This window comes from Acinetobacter uliginosus (genome assembly GCF_044130295.1).
Taxonomy (GTDB): domain Bacteria; phylum Pseudomonadota; class Gammaproteobacteria; order Pseudomonadales; family Moraxellaceae; genus Acinetobacter.
In genome coordinates this window covers 62,859-76,403 of sequence record NZ_JBIQOC010000012.1, presented here as the reverse complement: position 1 = coordinate 76,403, position 13,545 = coordinate 62,859, and the positions used below count along the sequence as shown (strand labels likewise).

Here is a 13,545-nt window from a genome sequence, read left to right as displayed (position 1 = left end):
GGGTAGAGTACAAGTTGCTGTAGAAGCATTTTTAATTCGTCTGATCACAGATGCTTTATAAAGTATTTTAATACTTTTTTGAATCCGTCAATGCGTAAGTCCTACCATATTTCTTTAATGCATGATCAACATTTTGTATATATTGAGCATGTACTTGAGTAATCCAGTGATACAGAGAATTTTCTAAATTAAAATCTGCAGATCTAGATAAAAATTTATTGTACTTTTTTGCCATAATCTCACCTTTTTAATATATTAAGACCATTAAAATTATTTTAAAGACGCATTGTATTTTAGCTTCTTTAGTTTTAGGTTACATTTTTATCAATTCAATATCTGATATTAAGTTTTTCTACTCACTCTCAAGTAATATTAACTCTCTAATTCTTTTTCGCTTCTGTGAGCCTCTTTTTTATAAAAAGAATTAGAGAGCCAAAGTTTAAATGAAGATCCCTTTTATATTTATCTATTGTTATTATGCAAGCCGATTAAATCATTTTAATGGTTAAATGATCTATCACAAAAAATGCCATTTTATTTCTGAAAATGTGTAAAAATGTGTAAAAATGTGACAAAGTTTACAGTAATTTATTTTGGAAAAATCCTCCATTTTTTACACTTTTATTCTCAAAAAATAAGTTATAATTTAATTTATAGTCTTTTTATATTTATAATTAAAAATAAAATACTGTTTAATTTAGCATTTTTATCTATAAAAATTTTATACCTTTAGGGTATAAAATCACAGTACCTTATAAAATCGAATGAAAAATAATCTATTTTTACTAACTTACAATATGCATTTTGTATAATTTATTAACTAATCATGAATTTATTAGATATTTTTATACAGAATAAATTTAAAGTGGAATTTTACTCTGAAAAATCGGGTTTTCTTTGTCGCAAAATTTTAAGAGCTATCCGTATACGGAGCCTGAGCAAAAGGGGCAAGTCTCTCTTAAATCTTCTAGTCTTAGCCCTGAATAAATACCGGTTTAGAGGGTATAGATTAAAACGGTGCTCAACTTCAATAGCATGTATTGGCATCTTCTTTCAGCCTAAAAACAAACAAAAGATGAATATGGCGAGAGCTTTGTTTAAGGCCTGAGTACTTTTTTAGTCGATTTTTTTAAGTCATCTCTCATTTTCTTAAAATGACAAAAAAGGAAGCACATGGCTTCCCTTTTTAATCATTGACCGATCAGATGCCGTATTTCACACGATAGGCTTCCATTTTCGCTAAAGCGTCTTTTTCGCCTTTAGCTTCCAAGAAATCCATCAAATCTTTCATGGTAATCAAGGCATGAACTGGAATTTCCAGTTCTTTTTGAACCTCCTGAATGGCAGACAATTCGCCCTGTCCTTTTTCCTGACGGTCTAAAGCCACCAATACTCCGGCAATTTGCGCACCAGCATTTTTAAGAATGGTGACCACTTCACGAATGGCTGTACCTGCAGTAATGACATCATCAATAATCCAGACTTTTTTGCCTTCAACCGATGCGCCAACCAGCACCCCGCCTTCACCGTGATCCTTGGCTTCTTTACGGTTAAAGCCCCAAGGTACACTTACACCATGATTTTGTGACAATGCCACGGCAGTCGCAGCAACAAATGGAATACCCTTATAAGCCGGGCCAAAAATCACTTCGACATTGTCACATGCCGTTAATTTGTCTGCATAGCCTGAAGCCAGTAGCGTTAATGCATCGCCATCATTGAGCAAACCCGCATTAAAAAAATAAGGACTCACACGACCCGATTTTAAAGTAAACTCACCAAATTTAAGCACACCACGTGATAATGCAAGTTCGATAAAAGCTTGAGGGTTAAAAGTCGCTTGCGACGTCATGAGGTGCTCCAAAATTCATAAATAGAGGTAAGACTTGCGCATGATACCAAAGAGTAGCTATCCAAGTGATCAAAAAATTCTAAGAGTCGTTTCAATTAACGTAAATGGCTTGCGTTCAGCAGTGACCAAAGGCTTGCTGGAATGGCTGGAACAGTCAGATGCCGATGTCATTTGTATGCAGGAAAGCCGGATCACCCATGCGCAGTGGACTGAAAAATTTAGACCTGAAGGCTGGTACACGCACCTGTTCCCGGCAGAACGTGCAGGCTATGCCGGTACCGCCATTTATAGTCGCCTGCCTTTTGCCTCTGTAAAAGATGGTTTAGGCTTTGAACTGGCCGACTCTCAAGGGCGCTTTATCGCTGCCGAATTTAATCTCGGTTTAGACAAGCCTGTATACATCTGTTCACTGTATTTGCCTTCAGGTTCATCCGGTGAAGAAGCCCAAGCGCGTAAAGATCACTTTTTGGATCAATATCAAGACATCTTAAAACAATGGCGGGATGAAGATAAATCGATCATCGTCTGCGGTGATTACAACATTGTGCATAAACGCATTGATATTAAAAACTGGTCGGGCAACCAGAAATCTTCAGGCTGCCTGCCACATGAACGCGCCTGGCTCGATCATATTTATGATGATTTGGGTTATGTCGATACTTTCCGTGAAGTGCGCAAGGAAGCCGAACTTTATTCATGGTGGTCTAATCGCGGACAGGCGCGTGCCAAAAACGTCGGGTGGCGCATTGACTATCAAGCCTGCTCACCAGACTGGAAAGCCCGTACTGTCAATGCCTGGGTGTATAAAGAGACCTGGTTTAGCGACCATGCACCGGTGATTATTGATTATAAAATATAGTCCATAATGCGCATTGAGTGAACCATTGTTCACTCAATACAGGCATATAGATTACAAAAGATGTCGAATTTGTTGCTTTTTATATACACGTTTTAAGTGCATTATTGTCGCACGGCACAGGGACAAGTCAGGATGACTGAAAAGGAATAGGATGCCGTAGGATGAAACAGAATAAAGCACTTCGGTAGCTTATTTTGCAAGGATGTGACAATGGACGTTGAAATGAGACCCGCATAATCAGGATGATTGAATGCGGGTTTTCTCTATTCGTTATCTTTATTTTTTTCTTTTCTATTTCTATATTTTTCTATTTTCTATATATTTAGAATAATCATATGGTTCTTATTTATAGTTTTATAATTACAAATCTAAATGTCAGTTTAATGACAGCTGAATTTTTTAATTTTAATCATTTAATTCACTCTAGAGCTTCTGATGGATTTTCGTTACGCTATTGAAGAATAGAAAATGGAATAATTCACCTATGCTGAAGATTTATGGTATCAAAAACTGTAATTCAATGAAAAAAGCCTTTGACCTGCTTAATCAACTTGGCCTTGCCTATGAGTTTCACGATTACAAGAAACAAGGCATTGCTGCTGAAACGGTAAAAACATGGCTGGATGCCAAAGGTCAGGAAGTCATCCTGAATAAAAAAGGCACCACTTGGCGCAAACTGAGCGAAGCGGAACAACAAACAGCTTTAAGCAGTGAAGAAAATCTCATTGAAGCGCTCACCTGCCATAACAGCTTAATCAAACGTCCTGTGCTTGAAACTGCTTCTGGTTATATCGTCGGCTTTGATGAAGAAGCGTATCGGGCATTAAAGTAAGCCTCCTGCACCATCCGCATTAAAAAAGCCTGAGATTGTCAGGCTTTTTTTGTTTTATCCATTAGGCTAGGCAAACTTAGTTTGCGCGAACCCAAGTCTGGTTACGGCCTAAAACAGATACGCCAATAAAACCGCGTAATTCGAGCGTTTTACCGCCATTTGCCAGTTCACCTTTGAGTTTGTAGGTTTTGCCTGAAGAAGGGTCAAGGATAGTACCCTCTTCATAACTTGTACCACCGACATTTTTAAGACCGTGAACAATCTTTAAACCTTTTAAAGATTTATTATGATATGGACCTTCACATTTTTTACATGCCTGTTCTTCGCCTGGTGTCAAAACTTTTTGAATACTCGCAGACAATGTGCCATTTTTTTGTTCAGTAAATTTTACGATTGCTTTGGGTTGTTTTGTTTTATCGTCAATCGTTTTCCAAACTGTTCCATTTAAAGGATCAGCAGCATTTGCCAAAGCTGTTAATCCGAGCAATCCTAATGCAAGAGCAATTCTTTTCATTTTTTTTCGTTTCCTAGTCTAGTGTAGACGGCCTTAGTATTAAAAAGTCACAACATATTTGCAATTCTTCCGTGTGACCGTTTAGTGTAATCTTGTAACTTGAATTGGTAAACAACCAGTTATCCCCCAAAAGATATAACAAGATGGAAAAAACATGAAGATAAATCCGTTATGGAAACAATTAATTACAGAAAGTTTTTTAAAAACCACCATCCGTCTGCCAAGCCAGTTTAACTTACCTCCAAATTCAGCACGCTTTGTCATTGAACAAATGTGCCGTCTATTTCCGCAGAATAAAAATGTCAGTATTCGCCCAATCCGTCTTGCCGGTTTACGTGCTGAAGAAATCAAACCGCACAATGAGGCCACACAGCTTATTTTACATATTCACGGCGGTGCATTCTTTTTAGGATCCTTAAATACCCATCGGGCATTTGTATCCGACATGGTGGCACGGACTCAAATGCAAGCGCTGCACGTAGATTATCCTCTCGCGCCTGAACAGCCTTTTCCTGAAGCGCTGGATGCGCTGTTTGATGTTTACAATATTTTGCTCGACCAAGGCATACAAGCCAAGGATATTATTTTGTCTGGGGATTCCTGTGGTGCCAATCTGGCTTTAGCCTTGGCACTTAAAATTCGTGATGAACAGCTGCCTCAGGTCAGCGGTCTGATGCTATTGTCACCCTTTTTAGATTTAACCCTGACCAGTGAATCCTTACGCTATAACCAGAAACACGATGCCTTATTGTCCATTGAAACCTTAGAAACCGGAATTGATTATTACGTTCCTAAATCGATGGATAAATCACATCCCTCAATTTCTCCCCTGTTTGCAGATTTAACCGGATTACCTCCTACACTGGTACAAGTAGGATCGAAAGAAATTCTGCTGGATGATGCACAGCGCTTTAAAGAAAAAGCAGAACAGGCCAATGTTGAAGTGACTTTTAAACTTTATACCGGCATGTGGCACAATTTTCAGATGTTCCATGCCTGGTTTGATGAAGCCAAACAGGCAGTGGCCGATCTGGCTGAATTTGCCCATGGATTGGATCAAAGTTAAATTTAATCCGCGATGAACCATATCCCATAAAAAAGGTCAGCCGAAGCTGACCCAAGAGGAATCATGGATAGGATGATTTCACATTACAGGCTTTGCACCTGAGCTAAAGCGCTGGCAATTGCCTGATCTTTTGACTCTGCACCCATATTGACGCCTTCTGCACGAATAATTTCGACATCGTTCACACCGGTGAAATTAAATACAGTTTTCAAAAAACCTTCCTGAAAATCTACCGGGCTATTTTCACCATACACACCGCCACGACTGCTGGCGATATAGGCTTTTTTCTCGCCAGCCAAACCAACAGGACCATTTTCAGTATATTTAAAGGTTTTACCGGCCACACTGATCCGGTCAATCCAGGCTTTTAGCGTAGATGGCAAGCCAAAGTTATACATTGCTGCACCCACTACAACCACGTCCGCATCCAGATATTGCTGAATAATTTTTTCGCCTAAGGCTGCCTGTTCAGCATCTTGCCCCATCAAAATTTCAGCGGTTAAATGTGGAATGGGCTGTTGTGCCAAATCCAGATATTCTACGGTCGCATCTGCATGCTTGGCTTGCAACTGAGTGACAATCGCCTGACTCAATTGGCGTGAAACAGAAGCATCACCTAAAATACTGGAATCGATATGTAAAACTTTCATGGCTGTTACCTTCATCTTTATTTATTCAATGTAGGCATTTTAATCGACCACTAAAAATAGAATAATACATTTATATACAACACAACGTTCCATATTTAATACAACAATAATTCAGCTAAAAGTACTTTTTAGACCAAAAAGTACAAAAAACAACCATTACTAAAAAAACGTGCTATGTTGTGAATTATTAAAAATAAATCTACTTATTTCACATTAATTTATGATTTAAACAACCAAGGATTATATCTATCGAATGAAGCCAATCTTTTCACCAAATCATGCCTTCTCATTCAAAGAAAAAATTGCGAAATACCTGTTAGAAGATGGGGGTGTAATGAACTGGAGTGTCCTGAATAAATGCATTTTGATGCTGATTTTAGGAAGTTCAGTGCATATGATCTGGATTATCTGGAAAGTTTTTGTGCTTTTATCTCCTGAAGTCTGGCCTTGGGTAAATTTACCCTTGCTCAAACTACAGCTGGAAATGAATATCCTGATTTTAACGGTCTTTATTGCGCTGATTTACCCATGTTCAGCATGGCGTAAAAAAGCCTGGGTACAGCAATGCCTACCCTATGTATCCGTGGGGATTTTGGTCATGTCTTTATGTCGTGATGGTTATGTGATCGGCGTACTCAGTCCGGCCACCATGATCACTTACATGTCTCTGCTCACGGTGGGCCTGGTGCTGTTTAACCGTAAAATCGTTTATTGCGCGCTCATCCCGGCCACATTATTTTTACTGGTTTGCGGGTATTTAGGCTTGCAAGGTCAAATCAGCTACGGTCCGTTGTTTAATCTTCACACCCTGCCCTACCAGAATATGTTCTGGGTGCTGACAATGATGTATTTCATTGTACCAATTCTTATTACTTATTTGATTTTATTTGAAATTTTACTTAGCCAATGGCGGCATCGAGAAAAACTGATTCAGCATTTAAGTCAGGTTGACCCACTGACCAATACTCTTAACCGGCGCAGCATCAACAATTGTCTGGAAAAACTGGAACGCAAGCCCAATGAATCTTATGCACTGGTGTTAATTGATCTGGATCATTTCAAGCGCATTAATGACCAATACGGGCACGATAAAGGCGATGAAACCCTGATTCAGGTCAGTCAAGCACTCTCTCAAATCATTCGAGATAGCGATATGCTGGGCCGTTTTGGCGGAGAAGAATTTCTTCTGATTTTAAATCATTCTTCTTTGCAACAGGCACAAATTATTGCTGAACGGTGTCGTCAGGCCATTCAACAGCTTCATTTATGCAGTGAATCGGGAGAGATCATTCCGATCACCGCAAGTTTTGGCATTGCACTATCCAGTCCCTCACTCAATTCGCAACAATTGCTCAGCCGGGCAGACAAGGCTCTGTATGCAGCCAAAGGCTACGGACGCAATCAGGTCAAGTGTTATCAGGCAGAGTTGTTTACTGAGCCCAAGCCCTGCTAAAGCGGCTGCTGTTGATACGACTCTAAATAATTCACCCAAGCTTGTTCTTGCAACGCGCCTTCCATCCACAGTTTCATGGCCGGATGTTGCAGCATGGTGTGCATATACTGCTGTGTCGACTCACTGACCGGTAAGGCATAGGTCATAAGCCGCGTCACCACCGGGGCATAAAATGCATCGGCAATTGAAAATTCACCACATAAAAAACCGTTCACCTCTGGACGTTCTGACCAGATCTGTTCGATCCGTGCCACATCTTGCCTAAGCTCGGCATTGTCCTGCCATAAACGCTTACCCACATCGGCTAAATGGGCTCGGATATTCATGCCGCAGGCATTGCGCAAACCGGGAAATCCGCTATGCATTTCCGCCACAATACAACGTGCATGCGCACGCTGCTTGACATCTTGTGGCCACAAATGCTGATTGGGGTGCCGTTCGGCTAGATATTCACAAATCGCCAGCGAATCCCACAGCATCAAGTCATGATCGATCAATACCGGGAGTTTCCCATTGGGGTTAATGGCCAATACATCCTGCTTGAATGTGCCGGTGTTGCGTTCTGCGGGAAACAGAATCATGAATTCCTGAAAAGGCAACTGAAAAGCCTGTAACACCAGCCACGGACGCATTGACCAGCTGGAATAATTTTTATTGGCAATATAGAGCTGATACATCACATTATTGTCCTATCTGCTGTTGAAACAACTCAAGCTGTTTCAGTAATTCAGTCTCGCTAAAAGCACCAGTTAGACGTAAACCTCGAATTTCCTGCTGCTTGGCATCCAAGAATAAATAGGTGGGCGGCCCTAAAATATCCCATTGATTCAATAAGGCCTGATGCGTTGCATCATAGTCACTCAAATCCAGTTTAATCAGAAAATACGGCGCAAGTGCTTGTTGTACTTGAGCCGATTTTAACACCTGATGTTCAATGGGCTGACAGGCCACACACCAGTCTGCATAAACATCAATAACAACCGCCTGATTGGATGGCACACTGGCCAATAACTGCTGAAATTCATTCGCTGTTTTTGCCACATGCCAGCTGGCCTGGGTCGTGCTTTGCCCGATAAAAAACCGCTGACTGTGTTGATATTGAGTATAAGCTAGATAAGGCATCACCACGAGCAAGACGATTATATATAAGGCTCTCAGCGGGGTCTGTTGCCGAATGCGAAAAAGGATATACGCAATAAAAGCAATGCCTAAACCTAAGCCTGCCCACTGCAGCCAGGCCTCGGAAATAAGCGGACGAATAAAATACAGGGCCAGGGCTAACATGATAAAGGCAAACAGCACCTTAATCTGGTGCATCCACAGCCCTGCTCTAGGCAGAACCCTGGAACCCAGTACACTGGCCAGAAGCAAGGGCGTTCCCATGCCAAAACCCAAGGTGAACAGCAAGAGTGCCCCCTGCCACTGGCTTTGGTTCTGGGAAATAAATAACAATGCCCCGGCTAGAGGTGCGGTCATGCAGGGTCCAACCAGCAGTGCCGAGATCATCCCCATAACACCTGCCCCAATCAGGCTACCGCCTTTTTGTAGCGACTGGGCCTGATCCAGGCGATTGAGCCAGCCTTGCGGTAATTTAATTTCAAATAAACCGAATAAATTTAGTGCAAATAAAACAAATAACGCACTAAAAGCAATCAGGGTGGAAGGCTGCTGTAACCAGCGCTGAAAATTCAAACCAGCAGATGAAGCAATTAAGCCTAAAACCGCATAGACCATGGCCATACTGCAGACAAATACCAGAGCAATCATCCAGGCTTTCAGCCCTTTACTGTCGCGGACAATCAGCGAAGTTAAAATCGGCAGCATTGGTAATGAACATGGCGTAAAGGCCAGCAAGATGCCTAAACCGAAAAACAGCAATAAGCCATACAGCAAAGAGCTTTCAGCCAGTGTTTCCGACCACATTTGATCTTTTGCAGTATCGCGTATGACGGGCTTTTCTGTCGGTTGAATGCTATTCTGTTCAGCACTCAAAGTGTTTTGACCAGTTACAGAACTGTTTGAAGATGTTGAAAGATCCAGCAGGCGCTTGCTTGCTCTGGCCTGATTTTGCAACAGCACCAAACCGTCAATATCGGTCTGAAACTCAATGGTTTGCGGTGGATAGCAAATCCGGTCCTGGGCACAGCCCTGCCACGTCACCTGATAGGTTTTTGAGGCTTCGGTGGGAACCGTGAATTGGACCTTATGAAAATAGACCTGGGTATGGCCATAATTTTCATCATGCAAATCGGTTGCTGACGGCAATTTTAAAGCCAGCTTTTGCGTCCCTTGCCGGACTTCAAATTTATGCTGATATAAATAATAGCGATCTGGAATCGTCCATTTGAGTTGGGCTTCATGTGTGCTACTGGATTCAACACTAAAAGAAAAAGCATCCTCGGGTGCAAGCAATTGCTCTTGCGCCTGCAGTGTCATGGAGCACAATAAAATCACACTACCGATCAATCCGCATATAGCGAACCGAAACCACAAGCCAAGCTCTAGAAAATGCTTTTTCATATCAGTTTATTTTTTTAATTAAAATAGGAATGCAACGCCCAAACCTGATTGATAGCTTTTATCTCGACCATTTAAGTCCACACCAATACTGGCATCCATTTGCACACGCTCATTCATCGCATAAATGAGTCCTGAACCCAGTGCATATTCATAATTCTGACTTTCGGCTTTGCGATAGACCAGTTCAGAAAAACTGGACAATTTATCGGTAATTTTATATTGAATGTTCGGGATTGCAGTTACCGCCCAATTGCTGTTTTGTGTTTCATAACGCATAGTGATGGAAGTACGGATTAAATCACTATAGTCATAAGCGACAGCCGAAGTCAGGCTGTAAATATCATCTTCATTGCTAAACGCATGATTGCCAGTTGCAAGAATCGCTTCAGCTAAAATAGCCATAGAAAGCTTTTCATCATCCAGATTGATGGCTTTTTTTACCCCGATGCTGACATCGCCCAAACCGTCTTCTTCAACAGACTGACCCGCTGCTTTGGTTTTTGACCAGGATGGACCTTGCCAGCCCAACTGCAATTCAATATCTTGAGCTAAACCGGTACGTAACAACATGTCGGCATTTAAAGTGGTGTTTTTAACTTTAATTCCGGTTTCATCTCTACTTTCTGAATAGCTGAGGCTGGGTAAGCCTTGTTCCCATGCCAGCTGACCGACGGGCGTAATGCCAGTGCCGATTCCCGCACCTGGACGGTCAAAAGAAAAATCGGCAGCCATCGCATTGATACTGAAACCCGCTGCAAAAATGAAACTTACTGTTTTTACGACTGACATGGTTGTCTCACTAATTATGTTAATTCTTTAGTCATTTTAGCCCCATAACTACGGAGCAACTCTAAAGTTTGCTTTTCTTCGGCCAATGCTTCTGACCAGTTGATTTCATCAAAGTCACAATCAAAGAATAAATCACTAATCGAAGATAATATGGTCTGACCATCTTCATCTTTGGTATTAGGATCTACTTTTTCATCCAGTAAACGTTGCACTGCAGGCACGCAGGCGGAGCTGGCAGCATCCCATAATGGACCATACAGTTCTTCGGCATCCCATAAATGTAAATTGACTTTGGCTTGAATAAGCGCCTCTAAAATTTCAAGATGAACTGCCAGATTCTGCTGTTTTTCTTGTTCAGATAAAGGTGAACCGGCTTCATAAGCTTCGCAAATATGCTCCCACCAGTGGAACAAACCATCGGACCAGACAGAAATGGCCGGACCTTTTTCCAGATCAATAAAATTCGGATCGAGACCTTCTGCCAAAAGACGTTGTACCTGAGCAAGATCCAGCTCTTCTATTACCTGTACAAAGACTTGTTGTTGTGCTGTTAACATGGAGAAAATACTCTTCAATCATTTTTTAACTATTATGCCGAATAAACTGTCATTTGTTTTAGCTAAATGTATAAAGAGTATATTTTTTATTTCTGTTGCCCTGTCCCAAATAGCGCATTAAAAAGCCCATAAAAAAAGCTCCGAAGAGCTTTTTTTTCTTTAAGCAAGATGTTGCTTAATCATTTACATCGTCCACATCACTGGCTTCTGCAGTTTCAGCAAGTACCGGCACTGCGGCACGAGGGTCATCTATTTTCTCAAATAGATGTTCCAAACTGCGTTTTAAACGGTCAATGGCTCCATGTATGGCAGTATCGATATTATGACCATGATGGTTCACCACTACTGGTTTCAAACCTGCCGGGCGTGCTTCGATCATGCAGTGAATATCATCTGCACCACCTTTTGGACCATTTTCATCGCTAAAATGAACCGAGAAATGGGTAATACGTTCGCTATAACGTTGGAATTCAGCATTCAGTTCTGCACGAACATAAGTAATTAAACGATCACTATTTTGGATGTTTTTATCGGTACGAATTTCAATGTTCATATAATTTCATCCTCTTTATTCATCAAATCTTTTTTTGTGCAAAACTTCTTATCTTGGCACGTTTCACCTTGCTGTTAACAACAGCGCTGAGCATCTTCAACCTAGTTTGGAACGAGTTCCTCCACATTGAATGATGAACACTTTTAACTCTGCAGATTCGTGTCCTTATGCTTTGAATATAAGGGTCTAGGTGAAGCTTATGCAAGTAGTATTTTGATATTTTTTTTTAAATACCCTATAAAGTATAAGGAATTTGACTTTCCCTCTAAATAATTTGATAAATATCATATTATTTCTTTGCGGATAAAATGCCTTCTTCAAACTGCCTTACTTTTTTTATCAACATGTATTTTTAGGTATCAAAGTGGTGTCTTGATTTTAATCAGGAGTACGCTGAGAAAAGCAGACTATTTTTTTAACCATTGATCAATTTTGGCTTTATTTTTGCTAAAGAATCTGTATGCTTTGCTTGCTTCTCGGGGGAGATATTTTTAATGAAACTTACACAATTTTTTGCTACATGTGCATTGGCTTCAACAGCTGCACTTACACAGGCTTCGCCAGTGGTATGGCAAGACTTCAGCGTAACTGGTCTTTATGGTGAAAACTATGAAGTGGTCGATGATCAGCAAACCACTGTAACTGTTGAATATGCAGCTAAACTTAAATACTCGGATGTATTTTTCTTTGTTGACCATCAATTAGATGGCAATGATGAACAAAATACATATTTCGAGTTAGCGCCACGTTTAAGCTTAGGCGAAGTATCTGGAAAAGATCTTTCTTTTGGTCCAATTAAAGATATCCTTATTGCGACAACTTGGGAACACAATGCAGGATACGATCAAAACCAAGAGTTTAATAACTTCCTGTACGGTATTGGTTTCGCTTTAGATATTCCATACACCCAGTATGCAAATGTGAACTTCTATAAAGTAGATAACGATTCGAAATCAGCTTTCACTAAAGATGATTATCAAATGACGATCACTTATGCAGTTCCGTTTAAATTGGGTTCTGAAGATTTCCTTGTAGATGCCTTCCTGGATTGGTCTACAGCTGAAAAAGGTGCTCAAGCAAGCGAGCTGAACTGGACTAGCCAGTACAAATGGAATGTAGGTAAGCATATTTCACCTAAAACTAAATTATATGTGGGTATCGAACACTCAGTTTGGAACAACAAATTTGGTATTCAAGGCGTTGATCAAAACGACGTCAGTGCTTTGGTCAAATACCACTTCTAAGCACCACGTTTTGAGCAATAAAAAAGCAAGGCTTCGGTCTTGCTTTTTTATTGCTCAAAATCAGGTTTATTCCTAAAATCTAGGGTCTATTGATTCGTTCGGCATACACTCATGGGATTTCTGATCCGCCCTGCTCAACCACAAGACCTCGAACACATCCTGAAAATTTATAATGCTGAAATTTTACATGGTACTGCGACCTGGAATAGCACACCAAAGTCTATTGAGGATTTTCAGAACTGGTTTAAAAGCCTTACTGAACAACAATTTCCTTTGTTTGTCGCTGAACATTCAGAGACTAAACACATCGCCGGCTATGCCGATTATTCTTCTTTCCGTCAAATTACCGGGTTTAAACATACAGTTGAACATTCGGTCTTTATTCATCCGGACTTTATCGGACAAGGTCTAGGCAAAGCCTTAATGCTGAAACTGATTGAATATGCACGGCAAAATTATATTCATGTGATGATTGCTGCGATTGATCATGAAAATCAGGCATCAATTGTGTTACATGAAAAATTAGGTTTTAAGCAGACAGGTTATATGTCAGAAGTTGGACAGAAATTTGGAAAATGGCGTGATTTGGTGTTGATGCAACTCAATTTAGACACATAAAAAAGCCCGCAACTGCGAGCTTTTTCATAGACGTACCT

Annotated in this window: 14 protein-coding genes and 1 pseudogene; 6 read left to right on the top strand and 9 right to left on the bottom strand. The window is 40.6% G+C overall.

Annotation, left to right across the window (positions count from 1 at the left end; all coding sequences use genetic code 11):
* Positions 1-103 precede the first annotated feature (103 nt).
* A pseudogene (locus ACE01T_RS04300) lies at positions 104-235 on the bottom strand (MarR family winged helix-turn-helix transcriptional regulator); the annotation flags it as partial.
* Positions 236-1,201: 966 nt separating this feature from the next.
* Positions 1,202-1,852 (bottom strand): orotate phosphoribosyltransferase, encoded by a 651-nt coding sequence (gene pyrE / locus ACE01T_RS04295; RefSeq protein ID WP_395518813.1) that lies wholly within the window; start codon positions 1,850-1,852, stop codon positions 1,202-1,204.
* 40 nt (positions 1,853-1,892) lie between these two features.
* Here pyrE and ACE01T_RS04290 point away from each other — a divergent pair, with 40 nt between their 5' ends.
* Positions 1,893-2,711 (top strand): exodeoxyribonuclease III, encoded by an 819-nt coding sequence (locus ACE01T_RS04290; RefSeq protein ID WP_395518814.1) that lies wholly within the window; start codon positions 1,893-1,895, stop codon positions 2,709-2,711.
* A 484-nt stretch (positions 2,712-3,195) separates the two neighbouring features.
* Positions 3,196-3,543, top strand: a complete 348-nt coding sequence (locus tag ACE01T_RS04285) for a Spx/MgsR family RNA polymerase-binding regulatory protein (RefSeq protein WP_180044657.1) — start codon at positions 3,196-3,198, stop codon at positions 3,541-3,543.
* Positions 3,544-3,619: 76 nt separating this feature from the next.
* On the opposite strand, the gene ACE01T_RS04280 is transcribed toward ACE01T_RS04285, so the two are convergent.
* On the bottom strand, positions 3,620-4,057 hold the full coding sequence (locus tag ACE01T_RS04280; protein WP_086196549.1) for a DUF2147 domain-containing protein: 438 nt from the start codon (positions 4,055-4,057) through the stop codon (positions 3,620-3,622).
* A 154-nt stretch (positions 4,058-4,211) separates the two neighbouring features.
* On the opposite strand from ACE01T_RS04280, the gene ACE01T_RS04275 reads away from it, so the two are divergent.
* Positions 4,212-5,123, top strand: coding sequence for an alpha/beta hydrolase (locus tag ACE01T_RS04275; RefSeq protein ID WP_395518812.1), 912 nt, complete (start codon positions 4,212-4,214; stop codon positions 5,121-5,123).
* Between the two features lie 83 nt (positions 5,124-5,206).
* On the opposite strand, the gene ACE01T_RS04270 is transcribed toward ACE01T_RS04275, so the two are convergent.
* Positions 5,207-5,773 (bottom strand): FMN-dependent NADH-azoreductase, encoded by a 567-nt coding sequence (locus ACE01T_RS04270; RefSeq protein WP_300046028.1) that lies wholly within the window; start codon positions 5,771-5,773, stop codon positions 5,207-5,209.
* Positions 5,774-6,026: 253 nt separating this feature from the next.
* Here ACE01T_RS04270 and ACE01T_RS04265 point away from each other — a divergent pair, with 253 nt between their 5' ends.
* Positions 6,027-7,226 carry a GGDEF domain-containing protein gene (locus ACE01T_RS04265; RefSeq protein WP_395518811.1) on the top strand — a complete coding sequence of 400 codons (1,200 nt, stop codon included), beginning with the start codon at positions 6,027-6,029 and terminating at the stop codon, positions 7,224-7,226.
* Here ACE01T_RS04265 and ACE01T_RS04260 read toward each other — a convergent pair.
* The 5 genes from ACE01T_RS04260 to ACE01T_RS04240 all read right to left on the bottom strand — a co-directional run bounded on the left by ACE01T_RS04260 (position 7,223) and on the right by ACE01T_RS04240 (position 11,645).
* Entirely contained in the window at positions 7,223-7,903 is a 681-nt protein-coding gene (locus ACE01T_RS04260; RefSeq protein ID WP_395518810.1) for a glutathione S-transferase family protein, read from the bottom strand. The genes ACE01T_RS04265 and ACE01T_RS04260 overlap by 4 nt on opposite strands.
* Before the next feature lie 4 nt (positions 7,904-7,907).
* Positions 7,908-9,662: a protein-disulfide reductase DsbD gene (gene dsbD / locus ACE01T_RS04255; RefSeq protein WP_395518809.1), complete on the bottom strand. Its 1,755-nt coding sequence runs from the start codon at positions 9,660-9,662 to the stop codon at positions 7,908-7,910.
* 102 nt (positions 9,663-9,764) lie between these two features.
* Positions 9,765-10,535: a transporter gene (locus tag ACE01T_RS04250; protein ID WP_395518808.1), complete on the bottom strand. Its 771-nt coding sequence runs from the start codon at positions 10,533-10,535 to the stop codon at positions 9,765-9,767.
* 14 nt (positions 10,536-10,549) lie between these two features.
* Positions 10,550-11,092, bottom strand: a complete 543-nt coding sequence (locus tag ACE01T_RS04245; protein WP_395518807.1) for an ankyrin repeat domain-containing protein — start codon at positions 11,090-11,092, stop codon at positions 10,550-10,552.
* 175 nt (positions 11,093-11,267) lie between these two features.
* Positions 11,268-11,645: an HPF/RaiA family ribosome-associated protein gene (locus ACE01T_RS04240; RefSeq protein ID WP_086196557.1), complete on the bottom strand. Its 378-nt coding sequence runs from the start codon at positions 11,643-11,645 to the stop codon at positions 11,268-11,270.
* A gap of 494 nt (positions 11,646-12,139) precedes the next feature.
* Between ACE01T_RS04240 and ACE01T_RS04235 the strand changes: the two genes are divergently transcribed.
* Both ACE01T_RS04235 and ACE01T_RS04230 read left to right on the top strand, forming a co-directional pair.
* Positions 12,140-12,889, top strand: coding sequence for an outer membrane protein OmpK (locus ACE01T_RS04235; RefSeq protein ID WP_395518806.1), 750 nt, complete (start codon positions 12,140-12,142; stop codon positions 12,887-12,889).
* Positions 12,890-13,000: 111 nt separating this feature from the next.
* The gene (locus ACE01T_RS04230; protein WP_395518805.1) at positions 13,001-13,507 is read left to right on the top strand and encodes a GNAT family N-acetyltransferase; all 507 of its coding nucleotides are present in this window, start codon (positions 13,001-13,003) and stop codon (positions 13,505-13,507) included.
* The last annotated feature ends 38 nt before the right edge of the window (positions 13,508-13,545 follow it).

Bases quoted from the DNA above. Each gene is read 5' to 3' on its own strand.
- pyrE (WP_395518813.1), bottom strand. From the start codon at position 1,852: ATGACGTCGCAAGCGACTTTTAACCCTCAAGCTTTTATCGAACTTGCA.
- ACE01T_RS04290 (WP_395518814.1), top strand. From the start codon at position 1,893: ATGATACCAAAGAGTAGCTATCCAAGTGATCAAAAAATTCTAAGAGTC.
- ACE01T_RS04285 (WP_180044657.1), top strand. From the start codon at position 3,196: ATGCTGAAGATTTATGGTATCAAAAACTGTAATTCAATGAAAAAAGCC.
- ACE01T_RS04280 (WP_086196549.1), bottom strand. From the start codon at position 4,057: ATGAAAAGAATTGCTCTTGCATTAGGATTGCTCGGATTAACAGCTTTG.
- ACE01T_RS04275 (WP_395518812.1), top strand. From the start codon at position 4,212: ATGAAGATAAATCCGTTATGGAAACAATTAATTACAGAAAGTTTTTTA.
- ACE01T_RS04270 (WP_300046028.1), bottom strand. From the start codon at position 5,773: ATGAAAGTTTTACATATCGATTCCAGTATTTTAGGTGATGCTTCTGTT.
- ACE01T_RS04265 (WP_395518811.1), top strand. From the start codon at position 6,027: ATGAAGCCAATCTTTTCACCAAATCATGCCTTCTCATTCAAAGAAAAA.
- ACE01T_RS04260 (WP_395518810.1), bottom strand. From the start codon at position 7,903: ATGTATCAGCTCTATATTGCCAATAAAAATTATTCCAGCTGGTCAATG.
- dsbD (WP_395518809.1), bottom strand. From the start codon at position 9,662: ATGACACTGCAGGCGCAAGAGCAATTGCTTGCACCCGAGGATGCTTTT.
- ACE01T_RS04250 (WP_395518808.1), bottom strand. From the start codon at position 10,535: ATGTCAGTCGTAAAAACAGTAAGTTTCATTTTTGCAGCGGGTTTCAGT.
- ACE01T_RS04245 (WP_395518807.1), bottom strand. From the start codon at position 11,092: ATGTTAACAGCACAACAACAAGTCTTTGTACAGGTAATAGAAGAGCTG.
- ACE01T_RS04240 (WP_086196557.1), bottom strand. From the start codon at position 11,645: ATGAACATTGAAATTCGTACCGATAAAAACATCCAAAATAGTGATCGT.
- ACE01T_RS04235 (WP_395518806.1), top strand. From the start codon at position 12,140: ATGAAACTTACACAATTTTTTGCTACATGTGCATTGGCTTCAACAGCT.
- ACE01T_RS04230 (WP_395518805.1), top strand. From the start codon at position 13,001: ATGGGATTTCTGATCCGCCCTGCTCAACCACAAGACCTCGAACACATC.